Raw genomic sequence first — 23,489 nt, forward strand, 5'->3', positions numbered from 1 at the left:
CCCTTAACCTTGTTAATATGGGGGCTTAAGATGCGAATCCAAAGGCCTTGAGGCCATCAAGAATAAACTGAACAGATAATGCAGCCAGCAGCATCCCAAGAAGCCGGGTCAACACGTTCAGCCCGGTTTTCCCCAAAAGCCGTGCCACGGCCCCGGATGTAAGATACATCACAAAAACCATTGCCAGAACGACCAGCATAACGCCGATGACAACCGCCAGACCCTGAATGCCGGGATGTTGACCGGCCAGCAGGATCATGGTGGCAATCGCACCGGGTCCTGCAATCAGTGGGATGCCCAGCGGAAACACCGACGGGTCCGGATGTTCTTCTTCTTCGGCACTGTTTTCACGACGTTTGGTCCGGCGTTCAAACAGCATGTCGAGCGCGGTCAGAAACAGAAGAACACCTCCCGCAACGCGAAACGCCTCCATCGAGATGCCGACAAAACCCAGCAACGCTTCGCCAAAGGCCGCGAACATGGCCAGAATGCCGCCTGCCGTCAGGCATGCGCGTATCGCGACAGAGCGGCGCGTGTGCCAATCCATGTTCTGGGTCAGGGCCACAAAAATCGGCGTTTGCGCCGGTGGATCAAGAACCACGAAAAGCGTTGTGAACGCAGTGATCAGAAATGCGGTGTCAATCACTCTTTGCTACTCTGTTGCAGATGTTTCAAAATTTTTAGGGCGTCTTCGGCCCGTCCGGAGGGAACATAAACATGATCGTGGTGATAGCCCGCAACCATGTTCGCCGGAATTCCGGCCTGTGCCAACACCTCTGAGACCGCAGCGGTCAGACCCACGCCTTCGAGCGAGGAGTGCACTTGAAGCGTGATACAACGCATAGCGACCGCCTCTTTTGGTGCACAATTAATCGGAACGATTAAAGACAGCCCTTCGGCCTCGACATAACTGGCGCGTGTCCCGTCGGGCCAGTCCATATCTTCGGGCCAGACCACAAATGCGAATTCGTCGGGTTGAATTTCGGGGTGCATTCCCGCGATCATCGCTTTGGTTTCAACAACGGGATCGCTCATACCGTTTCTGCCTGTTCCAGTCGCTCGGCAGCGGCGATCCAAAGCGCTTCTGCTTTTTGCATGGCCTCGACCACCTCGGCGAATTTGCGGTTCCAGGTTTCCAGATCGTTGATCTTGTCGTCCTCGTATAAAGCCGGGTCGGCCAGTTTTGCCGCGAGCTTGTCGTGCATCTCTGTCAGTTTCTCGACCCGGTCCTCGCATTTGCGCAGGTCCGCCCGCAGTGCCAGCATGGTATCGCGCGAGGTACGTTTGGGCTTCTCTGTTTGCGGCTTTTCTTTCACCGGCTTGTCACGCGCCAGCAAAAGGGCCCGGTAGGATTCAAGGTCACCGTCATAAGATTTGACCGTACCGTCCGAGACCAGCCACAACCGATCGGCAACAAGCGACAGAAGGTGCATGTCGTGGCTGACCAGCACGACAGCGCCGGAATAGGCGGTCAGTGCTTCGACCAGCGCCTCACGGCTTTCGATATCCAGATGGTTCGTCGGTTCATCGAGGATCAGCATATGCGGTGCGTCGATGGTGGCCAGCAGCAGCGACAGGCGTGCTTTTTGCCCACCCGACAGGCGGCCAACCTCGGTTTCCGCCTGAGCTGCGTTCAGGCCGAACCCCGCCAAACGCGAGCGCCACTTGCCAGGCGCCTCGTCCGGGCGCAGGCGGCGCAGGTGGTCCAGTGGCGTTTCGTTCACATAAAGCTCGTCCACCTGATGCTGAGCGAAATACCCGATGCGCAGCTTGTTGCTGCGGGCCATCTTACCCGCCATGAGGGGCAGGCGGTCTGACAGCAGTTTGGACAGGGTGGATTTGCCCTGACCGTTCTTACCCAATAGCGCGATGCGGTCATCCTGATCGATGCGCAGGTTCAGACGGCGCAGTACTTCGATCTCGCCATAGCCGGTGACGCCGCCTTCGATCTGGATGATCGGCGGCGACAGCTCCTCGGGTTCGGGGAAGGAAAACGCACGCAGCGCGGCCTCTTGCGGGGTTGAGACCAACTGGATGCGTTCGATCATCTTCAGGCGCGATTGGGCCTGTACAGCTTTTGACGCCTTGTAGCGGAAGCGATCCACAAAGCTTTGCAGGTGTGCGATGCGGGCCTTGGCTTTGGCGTTTTCCGATTCCGCCTGCGCCAGACGTTCCGCCCGCCGTTCCGCGAACTTGTCGTAAGGCACCGCGTAATAGGTGAGTTTACGATCCTCCAGATGCAGGATCGACCCTACGGCACGGTTCAACAGGCCCCGGTCATGGCTGATGATAATGACCGTGTGCGGATATTTCGCCAGATAGCTTTCCAGCCATAGCGCGCCTTCAAGATCCAGATAGTTGGTCGGTTCGTCCAACAGCAACAAATCCGGTTGCGAGAACAAAACCGCCGCCAAGGCCACGCGCATCCGCCAGCCACCGGAAAAATCCGAGCAGGGGCGCAATTGGTCTGCGTCGTCAAACCCCAACCCCTTGAGGATCGAGGCTGCGCGCGCCTCGGCTGACCAGGCGTCGATATCGGCTAGCCGGGTCTGAATTTCGGAAATTCGCGTGGGATCCGTTGCGTCGCCAGCCTCGGTCATCAGGGCGCTGCGTTCGGTATCGGCAGCCAGAACAGTGTCGATCAGCGAAACGTTGGACGAGGGGACCTCTTGCGCGACCCCGCCAATGCGGGCGCGCTTGGGGACCGCAATATTGCCCGATTCCAGCGCCAGCTCCCCGCGGATCAGGCGAAAAAGCGTGGTCTTTCCCGTGCCATTCCGGCCCACAAGGCCAACCTTGTGACCGTCTGGTATGGTTGCGCTGGCACCATCAAACAATGGGCGGCCTTCAACGGCATAGGTGATGTCTTCGATCCGTAACATGGGGCGCTCTTAGCAGAGGTGTGATGCCGCCGCCAGCGGCTTGGCGTTTTCAAGCGTCAAGCAATGTGTTAGCGCTGTCTCGTTTGCTTATTGAAGCGGTTTTCCACATGCGCGCGGCCCGGACGCCTCCATCCCTGATCACGTTGATCTTTGCCACGGCGCTGTCGGTGCTGACGCTCAACATGTTCCTGCCGTCGCTCGCGCATATGAGCGAAGATTTCGCCGTGGATTACGGCCTAATGAACCTGTCGGTCGCGGGGTATCTGGCGATTTCGGCAGTGTTGCAACTGATCATGGGCCCGTTATCGGATCGCTTTGGGCGCAGGCCTATCCTTTTGATTTGTATGTCAATATTTTCCCTCGCGTCGGTCGGATGCACATTGGCCGGATCGATCTGGGTTTTTCTTGGCTTCCGCCTGCTTCAGGCTGCTGTCGTCGCGGGCTCGGTCCTGTCCAGCGCGTCGATCAGAGACCGTTACGCACCGAATGAGGCGGCAAGCAAACTCGGTTACGTCGCAATGGCCATGGCTTTGGCCCCGATGCTTGGGCCGATGTTGGGTGGGGCGCTGGATATGCTTTTTGGTTGGCGCTCGGGGTTTGTCCTGTACTCGTTGCTTGGGGCAGGGTTGCTGGTGCTGCTTTGGTTCGACATGGGCGAGACCAACACCAACCGCTCTTCCACATTTGGTGCCCAACTGCGCGAGTATCCACACCTGTTCCGTGCCCGCAGGTTCTGGGGTTACGCCTTATGCGCGGCGTTTTCGATTGGGGGGTTCTACAGCTTTATCACCGGTGCGCCGCTGGTTGCTGCAGCGTGGTTCGACCTGAGCCCAGCAACGCTGGGGCTGGGGATTGGCATCATCACCGGCGGGTTCATGGTTGGCAATTTTGTCACCGGTCGGATTGCGGCTCGGACGCGGCTGACGACGATGATCTTGTCGGGGCGGATCGTGGCCTCGACCGGGCCGTTTTGTGGATTGATGCTGTTTCTCGCTGATCTGGGATCGGTTTGGGTCTTCTTCGGCTCGGCAATCTGTGTCGGCTTTGGCAACGGTTTGACCAATGCCAATGCCGCGGCTGGCGTCATGTCAGTACGCCCCGGACTGGCAGGAAGCGCGGCAGGGCTGTCGGGGGCAATGATCGTGGCTTTGGGCGCTGTTCTGACCTCAATGACCGGCGCGTTCGTTAGCCCCGAAAATGGGCCGTATCTGGTACTGGGCATGATGTGGGCGTGTAGCTTTGCTGGCTTACTGGCGGTGCTTTACGTCCGTCGACTGGACCGCGTCGACCCTTTGCCGGACACAATCTGAATTGCAAAGCCACGGGCAAGGCATCATTACACTTTTCATGGGCCAAAGTCCGTGATACCCGGCGCGCGATGGATTTCGGCGCGGGTCCCGCGTCACATTATAAGGAGAGGCCGACATGGCACTGGAACGCACATTCTCGATCATCAAACCCGATGCAACCCGCCGCAACCTGACCGGCAAGATCAACGCCAAGTTCGAAGAAGCTGGCCTGCGCATTGTGGCGCAAAAGCGCATTCACATGACCAAAGCTCAGGCTGGCAAGTTCTATGACGTTCATGCCGAACGTCCGTTCTATGACGAACTGTGCGAATTCATGTCGTCGGCTCCGGTTGTTGTTCAGGTTCTGGAAGGCGAAGGTGCCATTGCAAAGAACCGTGAAGTCATGGGCGCAACCAACCCTGCAGACGCAGCCCCCGGCACCATTCGCGCCGAATTCGCGGAATCGGTCGGTGAAAACTCGGTCCACGGTTCGGACGCTCCGGAAACCGCAGCGGTTGAAATCTCATATTTCTTCTCGGGCATTGAGCTGGTCGGCTAAGCCACAGCCATTGCCGACAGATTGGGGCCGCATCCTTGGTTGGGTGCGGCCTTAATCGTTCAGACCTGCTTTAGGTCCTTTGGTGCAACACGAACCCCGATGGCGTCCAGATCTGCAATCATCTGGTTTTCCGGAGCAGCCCCGTTACCGGCTTTGATTGTGTCGAACCTTTCGCGCAGGGCTTTTTTCTCGTCACCCTTGCAGTCGTTCCACGGCCGGCCCTGCAATCCCATCACCAGAACGTAATATCCGATGAAATGCGCCCTGGTGCCGGCGCGCAACAGGCGAGCATAGGCTTCGTCCGGCCCCAGTTCACGCAGCGCCTCAGCCGAATGAATACCAGCGCGGGCGCAGGCCTGTTCAAAGGCGGGGCCAAGGTTTCGGATTGAAGATACTGGTTCGCTCATAGCGGTGTCTTACTTCGGCGCCCGGGGCCTGTCACCCCGTGAATACACTCGGTCGCAGTCATAATGCCTTGATGTCCTTTCGGGTTCCGCCGAGACTGAACAAGAAAACCCAGAATGGCGTTGGGGCAGCCCACTAAACAAAGGGGCGGGCGCGCAAATGACCGTTGAGAAACCTGTAAAGGGGTTTCTGAATTTGAACTGGAAAGGCCTATCATGACCAGATCGTCAGGCGATCAGTTCATTTTCCCAGCGAAGATTGACGAAACGGCTCTGGCACATGCCATTGCCGGGTTTTCCCGAAAAGCTTCACCCGATAGCTCCGTCGCAGCTTTCGCATTGCTCGATTGTCACGATCAGTCATTGCGCGCCTCCGGTCGTGCTTTAATCCATACTGGCGGGATGTTGCACCTGCTGCGGAAGGATCACGGCCCTTTGTCTCAGCAATACTCGGGGCATCTGCGGTTTGCGCGGGACTTGCCAGAAGGGCCGGTTCAGAAGGCGCTGAGCGACTTTCCTGAACTGCGGGCGCTGACGCAGATCGGTGTTGGGGAGATCAAGGCAAAGACCATTACCGTGCTTGATGATCAGCAAAAGATTCAAGTCAGGGGAACTTTAACGTACATGTCAACGCAATCAGGGCAGGCGACCATTGTACGAATTCAGCAGTTGCGTGGGTACAAGAAGGCTTATCAGTTGGTCTGCTCTGCTCTCGCCAGCATTACGGGCGGTGTTCATGATATTGAAACGCTCTATTCCAGCCTGGTTCCAGACATGGTTCCCTATCAGGCCAAGCCTGAATTGAAGATTGGTCAAGCAGAACCTTCCATCGAAGTCGCTGCAAAAATCATTCAAACATATCTGCGAGTTGCGCGGCAAAACGAAGAGGGCGTGATCGCTGATATCGACACTGAGTTTTTGCACGATTACCGGGTATCGTTGCGCAAGATCAGGTCAGTGATCAGCCTGTTCAAGGGTGTGTTGTCCGAGGCCCAGACGGCCGAGCTGAAGCGGGTCTTTTCCGACCTCATGACCCGTACCGGACCTCTGCGTGATTTGGATGTCTACCTTCTGGAAAAAGACAAGTATTTCAATCTTATCCCGCCGAACCTTCACTCAGGACTGTCCGAGATGTTTGATCAGTTTCAAACGGATCGTACACAAGAGCAACTGCGCCTGTCACGCTGGTTGCGCAGCGCCGACTACACGACGTCCATGACCGACCTGACCGCAATGTTCGCAGGTTCAGATCACTTGGACCTTGGGCCAAACGCGCATCTCGGTGCGTATGACTATGCCTGCGCGCTGATCTGGAAGCGCTATCGCAAGGTGTGCAAACTGGCGCGCGGCATAAGCGACGATAAACCAGACAGGACGGTGCATGACCTTCGTATCGAATGCAAAAAACTAAGATATCTGATGGAATTGTTTGCCCCATTATTCGATTGGAATGGTTTGAAAATGATCCTTAAGCCATTGAAAAAACTTCAGGATAGTCTTGGTTTGTTCAACGACTATTCTGTTCAGCAAGATGCGTTGATGACCTTTGTTGCGTCTCGCGCCGATACGCAAGGCCGCGTGGACGCGCAGATCGGTTTGTCCGTGGGCGGCCTAATCGCTGTGCTTGATCAACACCAAAAGACGGAAAGAAAGCGCGTTGTCGCAAGTTTCCATCAGTTTGACGGGCAAGAAATCCGGCACATGTTCCGCAGTCTGTTTCACCACAAAAAGGAGTAAGGAATGAAAATCATTGCCTTTTACTGCAATAAGGGCGGTGTTGGACAAACCGAGACTTCCGTGAACCTTGCCTATGTCTGTGTGCAAACCGGTCGGCAGGTTTTGCTGTGCAATCGCGATTCTGGGGGTGCGTCTGGGGTCTGTTTTCGAGCCGCCGATGAGATCGTTGTTCCCGTCAGTCGCACAACCTTGACCGAGCGGTTATTTGGTCAACCGGTTAGCATTTTCGACAAACACAATATGCATCAGATAAGCTGCGGGCGTTCTTTTCAATGGCGCAGCATCGGGCCTTTGCCAATACTTACGCAGATCGCGGCGCGGCTGGTACGGCATATCGGGTGCTGTTTGATAAGCTGGAAGATTGAGTGGGGGCGCTCCGATGAGCACAGAAATTGAGCGCAAGTTTCTGGTGGCAAATTTACCGGACTTGAGCCGTGCAGAAAAAGCAGTGGTGCGTCAGGGGTACCTCACCGCGCCGGAGGACTCGACCGAATTGCGTCTGCGGCAAAAGAACGATGTGTTTTTCCTGACCTTAAAAGGAGGCGGTGATCTTGTACGTGTTGAGCGTGAGACAGAGATAACCCGGGACCAGTTTGAAACCTTCTGGCCGGAAACTCGAGGACGCCGGGTCGAGAAGGTACGTTACACGGATCAAATGCCGGACGGCCACCAGTTCGAGCTGGATGTTTTCTCAGGCGGCCTGGAACCCCTGTGTTTGGTTGAAGTTGAATTCCATACCAGTGAAGCCGCAAATGCCTATGTCCCACCGGATTGGTTCGGTGCGGATGTCACCGAGGATAAACGTTATAAAAACATGATATTGGCGGTAAACGGACTGCCGGGTTAACTCTGAATTGCCAGATTGATCGTGGTTTCCAAACCTGGGTTGCAGTTTCGGGCTGCGAATGTCCCGCCATGCATATGAGAAATCGCGGCAACCAGCGCGAGCCCCAATCCCGCATTGCGTTCCGTGCGCGCCGGATCAAGCGTGACGAACGGAAGCTGAAGGCGATCCAACTCTCCGGGCGGAACACCCGGACCACGGTCCCGAACCTGCAATTGGGCAAATCCGTCCTCGGTACCGATTGAGATCGTGATTGTGGTATTTGCCGGTGCGTAGCGCATAGCGTTTTCCAGCAGATTGGAAAGAGCCTGCGAGAGGAGGGGCCGGTGCCCCTGAATTGCGGGGGCAGAGCCTATAACCTCAAGACGGATGTCCTGATCCGCGGCCACCGGATCGTAAAGCTCTACGACATCGCCAACCAGTTGCTGCAAATCAATGTCTTCGAATTGTTCGCGACCCAGACCAGCCTCGGCCCGCGAAATTTCGGTAAGCTGTCCCAAGACCCGCAAAACATGGTCGATTTCTCCCGTTGCCCGCGCAATGTCGATTTCGCGGTCCAGATCGCTTTTGCCGGGCTCGGAAAGGGATTCGACCCGTTGACGAAGACGGGACAAAGGAGAGCGCAAATCATGTGCGATAGAGTTTGAGGTGGTGCGCAGATTACTGACCAGCTCTTCGGTCCTGTCGAGCATGTTGTTCAGCGTTCCAGAGACCTGATCAAATTCATCTCCGGTTCCGCGCAGGGGCATCCTTTTGGAAAGATCGCCGGAAACGATGTTTTCGGCTGTGCTTGCAATGTCCGACAGGCGTGAAAACACCAGGCGTGTGAATAGCCAGCCGGTGATCACGCTCAGAACAAATGCTATCCCTAGCGCCAGTGCCAGAGATCGGAACAACACTCGGTCGAATTGTTGACGGGCCGCCGCATCCCGTCCCACCAAAAGGCGTTCGCCACCGGGCAGGCGGATCGATGCCGCCGAGATAGGCACCAGTTGGTCATTGTCAGCCCTGCGCAACTCAAGGTCGACCCAACCGCTTCCGGCGGTCACATTGACCGGCCAGGTTTTCAGGTTACCCACAAGCTTGACGCCTTGCCGATCCGCCAGAAGATACAGCGCGTCTCGGTCGGGTGCGCTTGGAAGACGGCGTTCGATCGCTGTGATCAGCCCGATCAGCCCGCGCCGTTCATATTCATCTGCAAGCCCGGTCAGTTCGGCGGACACGACTGATCGGGTCTCGGATTCGATGCTTCTGTTGGCCGTCACATAGACCAATGCCAGCACGGACGCGGTCAGGAACGTGCTTAGCACCATGCTGGTGGCGACAAGTCTTGTTCGTGAATTATTAAGGGAAAGCCGAAGGTTATCCATCGGACATCATGTAACCTGCTCCGCGAACAGTTTCAATCAAAGGTGTGTCTCCGCCTTCATCCAACTGGCGGCGCAGCTTTGAGATGTGAACATCCACAACGTTGGTGTTCGGGTCGAAATGATAATCCCAGACGCCCTCAAGCAGCATGGTACGCGACACGACACGGTTCTTGCGGCGCAGGAAGAATTCAAGAATCTGGAATTCACGGGGCGTCAGCGTGATCTCATGGCCGTCCCGCGTAACCTTGCGGGTCAGAAGATCCATTTCAAGATCCTTGCAGGTCAGAGTCGGCGTTTCCTCGGATTCTTGCGGACGTCGTAACAGGGCTTCGATCCGTGCATGAAGTTCCTGAAACGAGAAGGGCTTGACCAGATAATCGTCGGCGCCTGATCGCAATCCTTTGACGCGCTCGTCCACTGCGCTCATGGCCGTCAACATCAAGACCGGTGTTTTCAGCCCTGCTGCACGCAGGGATTTGATCAGGGACAGCCCGTCCAGACCGGGAAGCATCCTGTCCAGCACAATGGCGTCAAACCCGCCATCCGTTGCGTGGTACAATCCCTCGCGGCCATCAGCAGCCGTTTCGACCACATAGCCTTCTTCGCCAAACCCTTTGGCAATGAAATCCCTGGTGTCAGTGTCATCTTCGACGATCAACAGACGGCGGCTCATGATCTGGCTCCTTTTCCCTTGGGATTTAAACACATTATCCAAACAAAGCCCATGGAATGCAGAATATCTTGCCGGGTGCTGGGCACGCACCCGGCAAGCCCGACGGACAGCGGACAACTCAGGTCCGCCGGGTGAGGCGCGCGCCGGATCTCCCCATCAAGCGGCGCGCGCATAGTGTTGGTCAGACCAGTTCGACGGCAACGAAGATCTGGCTGCCGGCCCGATTGATCAATACCAGTGCCGGGTCCGTCTTTTCGCTGTCCAGTGCCGCCTTCAGCGCTTCGGGTGTGAACGTGTCTTGGTTGCCCAGTTTCACGATCACGTCACCACGTTGCAGACCCGCCCGAGCCGCAGGGCTGTCCGGTTGCAGGTCTGTGACGACCACACCTTCGACGGCTTTAGCGATACCTGCCTCGGCCCGCACCGTTTCGGTCAGGGGGGCCACGGTGACACCAAGCGACGAGCCTGCCGCCTCGGATTCGACAGGGGTGTCGGACTGAGCCGCCGCTGCCTGATGCTGGCCAACGGTCAAAGTGACCGTTTCCTGTTTGCCATCGCGCAGAATGGTCAAATTACTGGCGGTGCCGACCTTGGTTGTGCCCACCAGAATGGGCAGGTCACCACTGGAGTCTACGGCTTCGCCGTTGAAGGACAGGATAACATCGCCTTGCTCCAGAACGCCATCTGCAGGGCTGTCGGCGACAACATCTGCCACCAGTGCGCCCGAGGAGGCATCAATTCCCAGTGCCGCCGCAAGCTGCGGGCTGATATTCTGGATAGATACACCCAGCCACCCACGGCTGACCTGCCCGTCATCCTGCAGATCGGCCGCAATATGCTCAACGATGTTCGAGGTTACGGCAAATCCCAGCCCGACAGATCCGCCACTGGGGGAATATATGGCCGAGTTTACACCAATCACGTCGCCGTCCATGTTGAAAAGCGGGCCACCAGAGTTGCCCTTGTTGATGGCGGCGTCCGTTTGAATGAACTCGGCATAAGGCCCGTCCGAGATATTGCGACCTTTAGCCGACACAATGCCGGTAGTGACCGTCGAGCTCAAACCAAACGGGTTGCCGATCGCTACGACATCTTCGCCTACGCGGATTGCATCGCTGTCACCCAGTTCGACAGCTTGCAGACCCGGGCCTGCATCGATCTTCAAGACTGCGATGTCTGTCAGCGGGTCGGTGCCAACTACCTCGGCCTCAAATGTCCGGTCATCACTTAGGCGAACGATTACAGTCGCGGCATTGTCCACCACATGGTGATTGGTGACGATATAACCGGCTTCATCCAGTACAAACCCTGACCCGAGCCCTTGTGCCGGCCCGCGTTGAGGCATGTTGAATCCTTCAGGCCCACCAAAGCGCTTGAAGAATTCCCCAAACGGATGACCGTCGAAATCAAAATTCTGCCCCTGTGCGGGGCTTGGGGCGGCCTTTTGTTCGGCAATGATGGTTACAACCGAAGGGGAAACGGATTCGACAAGATCGGCAAGCGCCTCATCCGCCATCGAAGGTAAAGCGGTTGTGGCCAGCATGGCTGCGCCCAATGCGCTGACCCCCATCCAGTTGGATGTGCGGGGAAGTAAAAGCGAAGATTTTCGGATGCTCATTTCTGTCTCCTGGTTTGATCACGCAATTTCCGTTGCGCGTTGAGACATGAGATGCACTGGCAGGATTGGGGTTTCCTGACTGATCAATTAATAAATCTTAATTTTGCCACAAAGCGGGTGTTTTGTGGCGAAGGACGTTGATCAGGATTCGCTTATTTAACCGGGTAGGTCGAAGGCGAATCGGAGGATTGTTGCCAAAACAGACGTCAAACTTTCAAAAAAGTTGAATTTTCATTGTTTTGTTGACAATGCTTTCACTGAACAGTGGGGAAAAATGCTGCTCTTCCAATGGTTGTGGGCGAGTCCGGGAGTCATCGGACTTGACGCTGTAACTTTGCTGACAGGCAGCTGAATGGGTGCATAAGTTTGCGCTTAATCCCGAATCGTTGATATGCGCACCGGACTTGGATCGCCTATAGGTTGAACAAGCCCTGGGGCTATGTTGCCTAAAAGCCAAATCGAGGTGCGCGAAATTAACCTATTCTTCCAATTTTACGTTGTTTCTAAGGATCGGATAAGTGAGGATGAAATTGCCCAAGTGAGGGGAAGCCAAAAGCGCTAGGGGGCGCTGGCGGCTAACTCAGTTACCGGAAGTTTTAGCGGCGTGTTAACGAGGGGGTCTTGTTTAGGTTTAGCTGCTAGGGAACCAGAGTGTCTTTAAGACCTATTGGTCAAACTTTTGGAATTGTGGAAAGTGGTAGTCCTGTATTGGGCACCGGCCCGGTCGATATCGACCGGGCCGTGTTTATTCAAGAAGTACGCTTCTTGCACCAAGCATCCCAATCTTCCGGCGTATCCAAATCCATAACCGCGTTTTGACCGGGAAGGGGTTGCAGGAATACGCCACCCTGTTGTGACCGAACCACCGCCTGCGCGCCGTGATCGCCGTGTAATGCCGAAAGCTGAGTGAAAAGCGTCCGATCGAAGATCACCGGGTGCCCGGGCTTTCCATCTGTGGTTGTTCCGCGCCAGATTACATTGTCGGGATGCAATTGGCGTGCTTTAAAGATCGTTCTCAGATCGGTTTGGGTCAGGTCAGGTAAATCAGCGAGCAAAACCATGACTGCGGGTGCGTCTACAGGAAGGTATTCGATAGCGGTGCGCAAACTGGCGTTCATTCCCTCTGCCGCGTCCGGAACGGGAATGGTCTGTACGTCCATTCCTGCAAGAGCATCATATCTTGGGTGCGGGCGCGGTGGCAGGGCGACAAGGACAGGCGCCACACCACGCGCAATGGTCGCAGTGCGGGTCAGCAGTGGAATGCCATCGATTTGCTGCATAAGCTTGTCCAGCCCGCCCATACGGCTGGAATGACCGGCGGCAAGCAGGATGATGGGGATTTCGGTCATTGCGCCACACTGCTGTCAGTCATGTGTGCTGTCATCCCCTCATGCGTGTGCCATCTGGGTCAAACAAAGGTGTCGAGATAACCTTTGCTTTGCGCATCTGCCCCAGAATCTCGATTTCAACCTCCAGACCATCTTCTATGCGCCCGGACGGCAGAAAGCCCATGGCGACGGATTTTTGCGCAAAATGAGAATAGCCGCCGGAGGTACAAAAACCGACAACCGAACCATCCAGCCAGATCGGTTCATAGGCGTTGACGTCTGCATCGTCTGTTTCAACCTCGAAGGCTGCCAGCTGGCGGGTGGTTCCATTGGCCCGTTCTGCTTCCGCTGTATCGCGGCCGATGAATTGGGTGTTTTTGCTGAATGCAATGAAACGATCCAATCCCGTTTCCGCGGCGGTGTAATCTGGCGAATACTCTCGCATCCATGAGCCAAAGAACTTGTCCAACCGCAGGCTCATCATTGCGCGCATTCCGAACGGAACAATGCCGTGAGGTTGTCCGGCCTCCCACAGCGTCCACCAAAGCTGACGCTGCGCTAAGGGGTCGCAATAGATTTCATAACCAAGATCACCCGTATAGCTGACACGCTGAACGATACAGTCGGTCATGCCGACAGTCATCCGGCGCACGTTCAGGAAGTTGAAATCGGCCAAGTCGTCTCGGGTGCAGGCTGCCAGAACCTGCGTTGCCTTCGGGCCGGCAATCTGGAAGCCGTTCAACCGGTCGCTGACGTTTTCAATCCTCACGCCGTCCTGAGCGTTTTGCTGGAACCACCGCATGTGGAAGGCCTGACTGCCATAAGACGCCGTAAGCTGGAACTCGGTTTCAGTCAGGCAGGAAACAGTGAAATCGCCGATTAACTTGCCCTTGTGCGACAGCATCGGGGCCAAAGACAGCCGACCGGGTTTCGGAATGCGGCCAGCCATGATCCGGTCCAGCCAGTTCCGAGCATCGGGTCCGGTGATGCGGTATTTGCCGAAATTGTGGACTTCGTTGATACCCACAGCTTCACGCACCGCCCGCACTTCGCGCCCTGTCGCCGCGAACGCGTTCGAGCGGCGGAAGGATGGCGTTTCAAACTCCGGCTCATCTTCCTGCGCAAAATAGTTTGGGACCTCAAGGCCGTATTGCTGCCCCCAGACCGCGCCCAGCTCGCTGAAGATGTCATACATTGGTGTTGCGCGGTTGGGGCGCGCGGCAGGCAGTTCTTCGTTCGGATAGGCGACGCTGAAGCGTTTCTGATAATTCTCAATGACTTTGGGGCGGGTGTAACCTGGGCTGATCCAGTCTCCGAAGCGGGCAACATCCATGGCAAACACATCGCGCTCGGGCTCGTCTTCGATCATCCACTGCGCCAGCGTCAGGCCAACGCCGCCACCCTGACTGAACCCGGCCATGACACCGCAGGCCGACCAGTAGTTGCGCATTCCGGGTACAGGGCCGACCAGCGGGTTGCCATCAGGGGCAAAGGTAAACGGCCCATGGATCACCGATTTTATCCCAGCCTCAGCCAGCACAGGAAAGCGGCGATACGCGAATTCGATACTGTCGGTGATCTTGTCATAGTCATCGGGCAGCAACTCGTGCCCGAAATCCCACGGGGTGCCGTCTACTGCCCAGGGCTTGCAGGTCTGTTCGTAGAACCCGATGCACAGGCCACGCCCTTCCTGCCTTAAATAGCTTTCACCTGCCGGATCCATGACATGCGGATGCTCGCCACCCGCATCGATAATTGCTTCGATCTGTGGGATCGCGTCGGTGACAAGATATTGATGCTCCATCGGGTGCAGGGGAAAATAGACACCGGCCATGGCGCCAACTTCACGTGCCCAAAGCCCGCCTGCATTAACAATGTGTTCGGCATGGATTGTGCCCTTGTCGGTGACGACATCCCAGCTTCCATCGGGGCGCTGGTTGGTTTCACGCACCATACAATGGGTTTCAATTGTGGCACCGCCCATTCGCGCGGCCTTGGCATAGGCATGGGTGGTGCCTGAGGGGTCCAAATGTCCATCCAGCGGATCATAAAGAGCACCGATAATTCCGTCGATATTTGTAATGGGCGCGATCTTTTTGATTTCTTCCGGGCCGACGATTTCTGTTTCAAGCCCCATGAACCGATGCTTGGCGCGTTCCGCCAGCAGCATATCAAACCGGTCCTGATTGTCGGCAAGTGTCACACCGCCCACGTGGTGCAGGCCACAGGACATGCCGGTGATCTGTTCCAGTTCTTTATACAGCCTGATCGTGTATCCCTGTAGCGCCGCCATGTTGGTGTCGCCGTTGAGGGTGTGAAACCCGCCTGCCGCATGCCAGGTCGATCCGCTGGTCAGTTCGGACCGTTCCAGCAACATGACGTCCGACCACCCGAGCTTGGTCAGGTGATAAAGAACCGAACATCCGACCACACCGCCACCAATGACGACCACCTGGCATGTGTTTTTCATCCGCTCCTCCTTTTCTGGTAGGACGGTGCAGATCAATGGCAAAGCATTCTGTCAAACGAGCGACAGAGCGCGTCGTTTTTGTCTAGCGTCCAAACCCTATAAGGGCCGCACTTTCAGGGCTGTGATACGATTGCCTTCGCGTGCTGTAACCTCGAACCGGAAGCCATGGAACGAGAACACTTGCCCAACAACCGGGATCATCTGGGCTTCGTGGATGACCAGACCAGCAAGAGTGTTGGCTTCTTCATCCGGTAGCGACCAGTCCAGCGCACGATTGACATCGCGAATGGTCATAGCACCTTCGACAAGGAATTGGCCATCATCCGTCCGCACGACCGGCACCTCTTCGGCGATATCGAACTCATCGGCGATTTCGCCCACGATTTCTTCCAGAATATCCTCAAGCGTGATCAGTCCACGCAATGAGCCGTATTCGTCCACCACCAGCGCAAAGTGACCGTGCATTCGCAGAAACTCGCGCATCTGGTCATCCAGAGTTGTGGTCTCCGGAACGAAATAGGGGGCATTTGCGACCTTGCCGATGTCGAAGCTGGCCAGCCGGTCGGTGCCGCCATCGCTGCTGCCAGCCTGTGCATACATCGCGCGGAACAAGTCCTTGGCGTGAACAACGCCAACTATGTTCTCCTGCTCGTCCCTGAAAACAGGCAGACGAGTGTGAGGGCTTTCAAGGCATTGCCTTAGGATAGCTTCGGGTGGGGCGTTCGCATCGATCATTTCGATGTTGGAACGGTGGAGCATGATCTCTTCCACCGTGCGGTCGCCCAGATCCAGTGCGCCGAGGATGCGGTCGCGATCTTCTTTTTCGACAACCCCTTCCGAATGGCCCAGTTGCAGGGCGCCTGCGATTTCTTCGCGCACGGCCAGAATGTTGCTGTCAGGATCGATCTGAACTCCGAACAGGCGCAATACGCCACGCACTAACAAACGTACGGCCGCGACAACAGGCGAAAACACTGTCACGACCACGCTAATGATCGGCGCAACGGCCGCAGCGGCCTTTTCGGAATTGGTGATGGCGTATGTCTTGGGCAGCACTTCGGCAAAGATCAACACCAGAAAGGTCATGACCAGCGTTGCCAATGCCACGCCGCTTTCACCGAAAAGACGTGTGAACAACGCCGTCGCCAGTGACGCGGCCAGAATGTTGACGAGGTTGTTGCCCAGCAGAACCGACCCGATCAGACGTTCGTTGTCGTCGGTTATTTCCAGCGCCTTTTTAGCCCCGCGCGATCCCTTGTCGGCCTGAACGCGTAGTTTCCCCCTTGACGAGGCGGTCAGCGCCGTTTCCGAGCCCGAGAAAAATCCGGACAGGATAAGCAGGAACAGGATAGCGCCGGTCGTAACCCAGAATGCGCCGTCGAACATAGAAGGTGAGGGTTCCATTGGTCCTTGATAGATTTGTGTACTGCATCCGTTATGGGGACGTCGCCCCGCTGAATCAAGGTCTTAGCCCTTGTCCTCATTGCGGTCCTTGCTCAGCGGGTGATGTTGCAACACCAGTTCCGCCAGACGTTCATCCAGAACATGCGTATAGATTTCGGTCGTCGCCACGTCTGCATGGCCCAATAACGTCTGGATCGATCTCAGATCAGCGCCGTTGGCCAGCAGATGCGTGGCGAATGCATGGCGCAGCGTGTGTGGTGTGACTTTTTCAGAAGAAACACCACCCCGTACAGCCAGCTCTTTCACCAGCAAAAAGAACCTGTGCCGTGTCAGATGACCGGACTTTCCGCGTGATGGGAACAGAAAGCGCGAGCGCTGAGCGCCTTTTTCCGCGGCCAAGTCCTCGGCCTCGTCCCGCGCGGTCAGCCACGCGGCCAAAGCATCCCGGGCCGGGGGCGACAGGGGGACCATTCGCTCTTTACCCCCTTTCCCCAGCACCAGCAGCATCCGGGGATCGCCACGGGCCGAAGAGACGGGCAGGGAGACAAGCTCAGTCACCCGCATTCCTGTGGCGTACAAAACTTCCATCAGGCAGGTGTTTCTTAGCCTGTCAGCTTCGGTTCGCCCGGTTTGTCTGGCGGCCTCCAGCAAACGGTCAACTTCGAGCACATCCAGCGTCTTGGGCAACCGTTTCTGCCGGCCGGGACCTTTGATCTGAATGGCAGGATTGGTCGCGCGCCAGCCTTCCTCAAAGGCAAACCGGTACAGCTGTTTTATAGCAGACAAACGCCGCGCGCGGGTCGAACGTGACAAGCCCTGTGCATCGCAGTCGATCAGGTAGGCTTCGATCAGGTCGCGATCTGCCTGATCAAATCCGGATTTCTTGCGGTCCAGCCATTCGGTAAAATCTTTCAGGTCGCGCCCATAGGCCAGCAGCGTATTGGTCGCAGCGCCAAGCTCTGCCGCCTGCGCCTGCAAGAACGTTGAAATCCACAGTGCATCTGACGCCGGAGAGCCCATGATCAACGCTCTTGCAGGATCAAAAGGGACAGGGCCGCACGTCGCGCGGTGTCCTCCAGCCCAACGCGCCGGAATGTTGCAATTGCCGCTGTCATATCCACCAGATTGCCCCGCGCGCCATGTGCAAACAATTGCATGGCTTCAATAATGGCTTCGCCCAATTGACCGTTGGCCAGCAACGCATCAATGTCGCCTGGCACAGGCGCTGCCCATTCAAACCCCTGAGCGACGGCATCAGCCAAAGGGGACGGGGACACCGCGCGCCCGGGGTCGCCTTGTGCCAAAGCGGCAAGAAACTGGGTGTCGTTGGATGTGTCAGGTGTTGACAAGGCGGCCTGTTCGTAAAGCCCGGACAGCATCAGAATACGCCAGCGCAGGCTTTCGGTGGTGGCAACCGGCAATGTGACAGATGACAAGCGCTCGGCGAACAGTTCGGCAAACGGAACCTCAAGCCCGACACCACGCATCTGTTGCCAGACCGGCTGCAAAGTCTTTCCTATCGCTTCCGCGTTCCCGGTGTCCAACGCGCTTTCAAATCGCTGAACGGCAGCAACCCGGTCCCAGACAGCACCTGAGGCTGCCGGATCACGCTCAGTATAAAGACCCAGCAGCTGATTGGGGGTTAATGCGCCAATTCGGGTCAGCCGCTCCGCTGCTTCAATCTGTGCTTTCCAACCTGCGACATCGCGCAGATCCGCATTGGCAAACGCCCGTGGCAGCGGAGCGGAGGGAAGCCGTTCGCCAATTGCCTCAAACAAACGGAACGTCAGGGGATCAGGGTTTTCCGGCTGCGGCAGGTAAGCTGCGCCTTCATACAGTTCCGGGCTGAGGAAACGGTCCAGAACCGCCAGATCCTCTGGTGGAAGGATTTCAAGCGCATGCGCTGCCTCAAGTGTCAGCGCGGCTGAAACCCAATCCCCGCGGCGGGCCTTGCAGAAGATCTGAGCCGCATAGTCCCGCGAAAGATGCGGTTCAGCAATAAGGGCGGTACAGCTACGATCCTCATCCCCGGTCAAGAGCGTCGCATCGAACCAGCGCTTGAAACGGTCCTGCGTGTCAGTGGGCCCGGCCAATTGAACAAGCGACTGCGCCGGATCAGCAGCGCCCAGTTGCATCAATCGGTCCAGCCGTGCAAGCAAAAGGATTTCTTCGGCCAGAGGCCCTGACGGCGCGCGGGTTTCAGACAAGAGCAGCGTGAACAACAATCGCTGCATGGCCGGGTTGTCACGCACGTGGACGTCGGCGATCAGTTCGGCCAGGCGATCCGCATCGCTGCCCTGCCAAAGGTCGACGGGCAGACCGGTGACAGAGGACGAAACAAGGCCCAGCGGCTGCGACAGTGCCTCAAGCGAAGTCACCTCAATTTCCGGCAATGCGCCATCTTGCGTAACCGGTGGTTCCAGCAGAACGGTTCCCGGCAGGTTTTCCGGCGGGTCTGTCAGCCATTCGATGGCGGATAAAGGTTCCTGCGCATGTGCCGACCCGGCCAGTGTGATTGCCAAAAGCAGTTGCTTAGTTGACATCCAGTGCAACCGGCTCGCGAATTTCACTTTGAGGCGCAGAGAAATCCGCACCAAAGAATGGACCGACATAGGCATAGGCGACCAGCCCGATGAATGCCAGGCACAGAACATATATCAGGAATTTGATCAGACGGCTCATGGCGTCACGCTGCCTCAATTTTTGATTTTGACCAAGTTATAACTGGCATTTTTCCCAAGATCACGTCATTCACGGTGAAATGAGCGAAATTAAGCATAACACGCACTCAGCGGACGCGCAGACCCGGTTTGATCTGCACAAAACCGTGGTCCTGGTCGGTATGATGGGGGCCGGAAAGTCAGCCGTGGGTCGTGCTTTGGCCGCTCGACTGGGTGTTCCCTTTCTGGACAGCGATGCCGAAATCGAATCAGCTGCGAACATGACCATCCCCGAAATCTTTGAGCGGGACGGGGAACCTTTTTTTCGCACCAAAGAATCACAGGTTATCAGCCGCCTGCTGGATGACAAAAAAGGCGTACTTTCAACGGGTGGCGGGGCGTTTCTTCAGCCTGACAACCGGCGTATGATCACCATGCGGGGTGCGTCGGTCTGGCTGCGGGCAGACCTGAAAGTTCTGTGGAGCCGTGTCCGCCACAAGGACACGCGCCCGCTGCTTCGTACTGCCGATCCTTATGCGACATTGAAAGCCCTCTACGAGGCGCGTGTTCCGGTTTACGCCGAGGCGGATCTGATCGTGGATTCGGATGGCGAAACTTCGATCGAGAATATGGTGGACCGGGTTGTCGACGCCTTGTTGGCGCGCCCTGATGTTTTGGAAATCAGATAATGCATCAAACAGTACACGTTGAACTTGGGGACCGGTCGTATGACGTAGAAATCGGTCCGGATCTTCTGGCGCGCGCGGGCGATTGGATTGCACCGCTATTGGCGCGTCCTAAGGTGGCCGTCCTGACAGATGAAAGTGTCGCTGATCTGCATCTGGAAACGCTGCGTGCGGGTCTGAAAGCCACCGGGACCGAAATGTCCGCGCTGGCCTTACCCGCCGGAGAGGCAACAAAAAGCTGGCCACATTTTGAACGCGCGGTTGAGTGGCTGTTGGCTGAAAAGGTTGAACGCGGCGACGTTGTTGTGGCCCTTGGTGGTGGGGTAATTGGTGATCTTGCAGGCTTTGCCGCGGCCGTCCTGCGCCGAGGCGTTCGGTTCGTGCAAATCCCCACGTCTTTGCTGGCGCAGGTCGACAGCTCTGTCGGGGGGAAAACAGGGATCAACGCCCCTCAGGGGAAGAACCTGATCGGCGCTTTTCATCAGCCATCGCTGGTTCTGGCAGATACATCTGTGTTGCAGTCCATGACCCAGAGGGACTTTCTTTCAGGGTATGGCGAGGTGGTGAAATACGGCTTGCTTGGGGATGCGGAATTCTTTGAATGGCTTGAGGTGAACGGGCAAAGCGTCTCCTCGGGCGACATGGCCGCACGTGTGCGTGCGGTAACCCGCTCGGTTCAGATGAAAGCCGATATTGTGGCTCGGGATGAAACCGAACAAGGTGACCGCGCCCTGCTGAATCTGGGGCACACCTTCTGCCATGCCTTGGAGGCCGCCACAGGTTATTCCGACCGTCTTTTGCATGGCGAGGGCGTGGCCATCGGCTGTGCACTTGCGTTCGAGCTTTCGTCCCGCCTTGGCCTGTGTTCGCAAGAAGACCCAAGCCGGGTACGCGCGCATCTGCGGGCGATGGGCATGAAAACGGACCTGGCTGATATTCCCGGTGACTTGCCAAGTGCCGAGGCGCTGGTGGATCTGATGGGGCAGGACAAAAAGGTTGTGGACGGCCAGCTGCGGTTTATCCTGGCCCGCGGAATTGGTCAGGCTTTTGTGACCTCGGATGTGCCGAAGGATGCGGTCTTGTCGGTTCTGTCGGACGCGCTGGCCCCGGTGTGACGCAGGGAATTAACGGCCCTGAATAACCATCAGCTCGCCAATGTTTTCGCGGGTTATGTAACCGATCATGTGACCGCCATGGGTCAGAACTGCAATGGCTGGCGCCCCATTGTGCAGGTGTTCCAGCACGTCCTCAAGGCCGGTTGTCAGCAAGACTGCGGGAACGTTGGCATCCATGATCGAGGTCGCGGGCGCAGTTCTGGGCTGGTCGCTTGCCAGGGCAGTGAACAGGTGATCGCGTGTCACAAAACCCAGCAAAGTATGATTTGAGTCCAGTACCGGAAACTCGTGCTGAGTGGTGTGAATGACGGCTTGTGCCGCTGTGCTCAGCGTATCACTGGGAGAAAGTGCGTGAAACTCAGTGATCATCGCGTCACGGGCCAGAACACGACGAACCGCAGATCGCAAAGCGACTTCCTGGCTTTCTGCATTGGCTGCAAAGAACACAAATACGGCGATCAATACCAGAATTGGATTGCCGGAGCTCAGCCCTAGAAATCCAAACCCGATGGCAACAACCTGGCCACCAACGGCTGCAATTCGGGTGGCTTTGACACGATTCATGCGTAAACACAGAAGGGCGCGAAAGACGCGGCCTCCGTCCATTGGGAATGCCGGGATCAAGTTGAAGATGGCCAAGAGCAGATTGATATAGGCCAGCTTGTCCACAATCCTCACATTTGGTGACTCCAATTGCGCGAGGGTCTCAAGCGGCATCCCTGCGCCAAGCACGGCAAGGCCAAAAAAGATTGCGATATTCACTGCCGGACCCGCAAGCGCCACCAGAACCTCTTGCATGGGTTTTTCCGGCATTCTCTCAAGTCGGGCCAGGCCGCCGATGGGCAGAAGGGTGATGTCGGGGGTTTTGATACCATAGCGCCGCGCCATAAGGGCGTGACCGAACTCATGCGCGACAACGCAGGCAAACAGCGCCAGAACAAAGAGAAGGTTCTCTATCGCGGCTGGCATGCCACCGGCTGAGAACGCGGCAAAACCGACCCATGCAAGCAGCAGAAAAAAGGTGACATGGACCCTCAATTCGGACCCGAGCAATCGGCCGAGAGAGAAGGACCATGTCATGTTGTTTCTCCGTTTTACTTAGAACGGAATCTCGTCGTCGTCGATTCCGCCCGATGCAGGCGCCGGAGAGCTGGATGGACCGCCATAGGGGTCACCGTAACCGCCACCGGCCTGGCCGCCACCATAACCGCCGCCGCTGCCGCCACCGCCTTCGCTACGACCGTCCAACAGGGTCAGTTCCCCGCGATAAGGGCGCAGGACAACCTCGGTCGTGTACCGATCCTGACCGGACTGATCCTGCCATTTGCGGGTTTCCAGCTGGCCTTCGATATAAACCTTGCTGCCCTTGCGCAGATATTGCTCGGCGATGCGGGCCAGCGGTTCCGAGAAGATAGCAACCGAATGCCATTCTGTCCGTTCACGACGTTCACCCGTGTTGCGGTCTTTCCAGTTTTCCGAGGTGGCAATGCGCAGGTTGCACACTTTGCCACCGTTCTGGAACGACCGGACTTCGGGGTCGCGGCCAAGATTTCCCACCAGAATGACCTTGTTGACTGAACCCGCCATGTAAATCCTCGTTCTGTTCTGCGTAAATGCACCGAATCTGGCGCAATGAGTTTCGTGAGACCCTATACGGCCTGCATCATGGTTGAAAACAGTTGATACAACACTGTCGAACAAGAGTCTTACTGTACTATTTACCAAGCTTTCATTTTTTGCGGGAATACCTATACTCCCACTGGTTTTGATCGAGCAGGATAAGCAAAGATGCGTTCTTGGGTTGCTGGGTTTTCCGTTGCCTGCCTTGTATTGGCCGTTGCGCCGGTGCAGGCACAAACATTGTCCAGCAAAAGCCGCAAGGATATTTTCCTGAAACAGGCGAAGGTTCTGGATTCTCGTGCGGCAACCCAGTACCGCGACTCGGCCCGGCTGAAACCCAAAACAACGCGCGATCAGGTCAGCAAACGATATTCAGGAAAATATCGCGGAGAGTATCTGGAAATCGCGCGGCGTGTTGCCCGCCTTCACAACATCCCTGAAGATCTGTTCTTGCGTCTTGTGCAGCAGGAAAGTGGATGGAACCCTCAGGCGAAGTCACATAAAGGTGCGTTGGGATTGGCGCAACTTATGCCACAAACGGCTGAGCTTTTGGGCGTAAACCCGCATGATCCCAAGCAGAACCTCGAAGGCGGTGCCAGATATCTGTCCTGGCAGTACCGCAAGTTCAAATCGTGGCCTTTAGCGCTGGCGGCCTATAACGCGGGGCCTGATGCGGTTGAAAAGCATGGTGGTATCCCGCCGTACAAGGAAACCCAGAACTACGTAAAGATTATCTGGGGCGGCTGAAACCGATGCTGCGCCGCAGAGTGTCGTATTCTTGATTCAGTGTAACGCCTCCAACTAACCTGACAGGGTATCGCCCAATAACT

General features: G+C 56.7%; 23 protein-coding genes. 8 read left to right on the forward strand and 15 right to left on the reverse strand.

The features are described from left to right. Nucleotides 1-25 precede the first annotated feature (25 nt). From ACR3E2_RS03630 to ACR3E2_RS03640, 3 genes are read right to left on the reverse strand one after another with little or no spacing between them, the layout of a single operon-like run. Complete coding sequence (locus ACR3E2_RS03630; protein ID WP_480481263.1) at nucleotides 26-646, reverse strand: MarC family protein; 621 nt, start codon at nucleotides 644-646, stop codon at nucleotides 26-28. Continuing rightward, nucleotides 643-1,035 carry an ACT domain-containing protein gene (locus tag ACR3E2_RS03635; protein WP_480481261.1) on the reverse strand — a complete coding sequence of 131 codons (393 nt, stop codon included), beginning with the start codon at nucleotides 1,033-1,035 and terminating at the stop codon, nucleotides 643-645. Before ACR3E2_RS03635 ends, ACR3E2_RS03630 begins: the two co-directional genes overlap by 4 nt. Beyond that, a complete protein-coding gene (locus ACR3E2_RS03640; RefSeq protein ID WP_480481259.1) occupies nucleotides 1,032-2,882 on the reverse strand; it encodes an ABC-F family ATP-binding cassette domain-containing protein in 1,851 nt (616 codons plus the stop codon). The genes ACR3E2_RS03635 and ACR3E2_RS03640 overlap by 4 nt, the downstream gene beginning before the upstream one ends. A 107-nt stretch (nucleotides 2,883-2,989) precedes the next feature. Between ACR3E2_RS03640 and ACR3E2_RS03645 the strand changes: the two genes are divergently transcribed. Next, the gene (locus ACR3E2_RS03645; RefSeq protein ID WP_480481257.1) at nucleotides 2,990-4,192 is read left to right on the forward strand and encodes a multidrug effflux MFS transporter; all 1,203 of its coding nucleotides are present in this window, start codon (nucleotides 2,990-2,992) and stop codon (nucleotides 4,190-4,192) included. Nucleotides 4,193-4,307: 115 nt separating this feature from the next. Next, the gene (gene ndk, locus ACR3E2_RS03650; protein WP_480481255.1) at nucleotides 4,308-4,730 is read left to right on the forward strand and encodes a nucleoside-diphosphate kinase; all 423 of its coding nucleotides are present in this window, start codon (nucleotides 4,308-4,310) and stop codon (nucleotides 4,728-4,730) included. 59 nt (nucleotides 4,731-4,789) lie between these two features. On the opposite strand, the gene ACR3E2_RS03655 is transcribed toward ndk, so the two are convergent. Continuing rightward, complete coding sequence (locus ACR3E2_RS03655; protein ID WP_480481253.1) at nucleotides 4,790-5,137, reverse strand: TfoX/Sxy family protein; 348 nt, start codon at nucleotides 5,135-5,137, stop codon at nucleotides 4,790-4,792. 474 nt (nucleotides 5,138-5,611) lie between these two features. On the opposite strand from ACR3E2_RS03655, the gene ACR3E2_RS03660 reads away from it, so the two are divergent. Genes ACR3E2_RS03660 through ACR3E2_RS03670 form a run of 3 tightly spaced genes read left to right on the forward strand, consistent with a single transcriptional unit; the run spans nucleotide 5,612 to nucleotide 7,718 of the window. Further along, on the forward strand, nucleotides 5,612-6,871 hold the full coding sequence (locus tag ACR3E2_RS03660; protein WP_480481251.1) for a CHAD domain-containing protein: 1,260 nt from the start codon (nucleotides 5,612-5,614) through the stop codon (nucleotides 6,869-6,871). A 3-nt stretch (nucleotides 6,872-6,874) separates the two neighbouring features. Next, nucleotides 6,875-7,267: an AAA family ATPase gene (locus ACR3E2_RS03665; protein WP_480481249.1), complete on the forward strand. Its 393-nt coding sequence runs from the start codon at nucleotides 6,875-6,877 to the stop codon at nucleotides 7,265-7,267. Further along, the gene (locus ACR3E2_RS03670) at nucleotides 7,251-7,718 is read left to right on the forward strand and encodes a CYTH domain-containing protein (RefSeq protein WP_480481247.1); all 468 of its coding nucleotides are present in this window, start codon (nucleotides 7,251-7,253) and stop codon (nucleotides 7,716-7,718) included. Before ACR3E2_RS03665 ends, ACR3E2_RS03670 begins: the two co-directional genes overlap by 17 nt. Here the strand turns inward: ACR3E2_RS03670 and ACR3E2_RS03675 are convergent. The 9 genes from ACR3E2_RS03675 to ACR3E2_RS03715 all read right to left on the reverse strand — a co-directional run bounded on the left by ACR3E2_RS03675 (nucleotide 7,715) and on the right by ACR3E2_RS03715 (nucleotide 19,260). Beyond that, nucleotides 7,715-9,085 carry a sensor histidine kinase gene (locus ACR3E2_RS03675; RefSeq protein WP_480481245.1) on the reverse strand — a complete coding sequence of 457 codons (1,371 nt, stop codon included), beginning with the start codon at nucleotides 9,083-9,085 and terminating at the stop codon, nucleotides 7,715-7,717. The genes ACR3E2_RS03670 and ACR3E2_RS03675 overlap by 4 nt on opposite strands. Further along, entirely contained in the window at nucleotides 9,078-9,758 is a 681-nt protein-coding gene (locus ACR3E2_RS03680) for a response regulator transcription factor (RefSeq protein WP_480481243.1), read from the reverse strand. Before ACR3E2_RS03680 ends, ACR3E2_RS03675 begins: the two co-directional genes overlap by 8 nt. A gap of 181 nt (nucleotides 9,759-9,939) precedes the next feature. Then, nucleotides 9,940-11,376 (reverse strand): DegQ family serine endoprotease, encoded by a 1,437-nt coding sequence (locus tag ACR3E2_RS03685; RefSeq protein WP_480481241.1) that lies wholly within the window; start codon nucleotides 11,374-11,376, stop codon nucleotides 9,940-9,942. Between the two features lie 749 nt (nucleotides 11,377-12,125). Next, entirely contained in the window at nucleotides 12,126-12,725 is a 600-nt protein-coding gene (locus tag ACR3E2_RS03690; protein ID WP_480481239.1) for a nucleotidyltransferase family protein, read from the reverse strand. Between the two features lie 31 nt (nucleotides 12,726-12,756). Beyond that, nucleotides 12,757-15,174 carry a GcvT family protein gene (locus ACR3E2_RS03695; RefSeq protein ID WP_480481237.1) on the reverse strand — a complete coding sequence of 806 codons (2,418 nt, stop codon included), beginning with the start codon at nucleotides 15,172-15,174 and terminating at the stop codon, nucleotides 12,757-12,759. A gap of 96 nt (nucleotides 15,175-15,270) precedes the next feature. After that, on the reverse strand, nucleotides 15,271-16,560 hold the full coding sequence (locus ACR3E2_RS03700) for an HlyC/CorC family transporter (RefSeq protein ID WP_480492690.1): 1,290 nt from the start codon (nucleotides 16,558-16,560) through the stop codon (nucleotides 15,271-15,273). Nucleotides 16,561-16,641: 81 nt separating this feature from the next. Then, nucleotides 16,642-17,598: a site-specific tyrosine recombinase XerD gene (locus ACR3E2_RS03705; RefSeq protein ID WP_480481233.1), complete on the reverse strand. Its 957-nt coding sequence runs from the start codon at nucleotides 17,596-17,598 to the stop codon at nucleotides 16,642-16,644. Nucleotides 17,599-17,600: 2 nt separating this feature from the next. Further along, nucleotides 17,601-19,121, reverse strand: a complete 1,521-nt coding sequence (locus ACR3E2_RS03710; RefSeq protein WP_480481231.1) for a hypothetical protein — start codon at nucleotides 19,119-19,121, stop codon at nucleotides 17,601-17,603. Continuing rightward, complete coding sequence (locus tag ACR3E2_RS03715; protein ID WP_209504123.1) at nucleotides 19,111-19,260, reverse strand: hypothetical protein; 150 nt, start codon at nucleotides 19,258-19,260, stop codon at nucleotides 19,111-19,113. The genes ACR3E2_RS03710 and ACR3E2_RS03715 overlap by 11 nt, the downstream gene beginning before the upstream one ends. 79 nt (nucleotides 19,261-19,339) lie before the next feature. Here ACR3E2_RS03715 and ACR3E2_RS03720 point away from each other — a divergent pair, with 79 nt between their 5' ends. Both ACR3E2_RS03720 and aroB read left to right on the forward strand, forming a co-directional pair. After that, entirely contained in the window at nucleotides 19,340-19,927 is a 588-nt protein-coding gene (locus tag ACR3E2_RS03720; RefSeq protein WP_209504122.1) for a shikimate kinase, read from the forward strand. Beyond that, the gene (gene aroB / locus ACR3E2_RS03725) at nucleotides 19,927-21,039 is read left to right on the forward strand and encodes a 3-dehydroquinate synthase (protein ID WP_480481229.1); all 1,113 of its coding nucleotides are present in this window, start codon (nucleotides 19,927-19,929) and stop codon (nucleotides 21,037-21,039) included. The genes ACR3E2_RS03720 and aroB overlap by 1 nt, the downstream gene beginning before the upstream one ends. Before the next feature lie 9 nt (nucleotides 21,040-21,048). On the opposite strand, the gene ACR3E2_RS03730 is transcribed toward aroB, so the two are convergent. Then, complete coding sequence (locus ACR3E2_RS03730) at nucleotides 21,049-22,119, reverse strand: site-2 protease family protein (protein WP_480481227.1); 1,071 nt, start codon at nucleotides 22,117-22,119, stop codon at nucleotides 21,049-21,051. A gap of 18 nt (nucleotides 22,120-22,137) precedes the next feature. Next, nucleotides 22,138-22,626: a single-stranded DNA-binding protein gene (gene ssb / locus ACR3E2_RS03735; protein ID WP_209504119.1), complete on the reverse strand. Its 489-nt coding sequence runs from the start codon at nucleotides 22,624-22,626 to the stop codon at nucleotides 22,138-22,140. A 201-nt stretch (nucleotides 22,627-22,827) separates the two neighbouring features. On the opposite strand from ssb, the gene ACR3E2_RS03740 reads away from it, so the two are divergent. Continuing rightward, entirely contained in the window at nucleotides 22,828-23,406 is a 579-nt protein-coding gene (locus ACR3E2_RS03740; RefSeq protein ID WP_480481225.1) for a lytic transglycosylase domain-containing protein, read from the forward strand. Nucleotides 23,407-23,489 lie beyond the last annotated feature (83 nt).

The sequence above is a fragment of the Ruegeria sp. AL7 genome, from assembly GCF_056536105.1.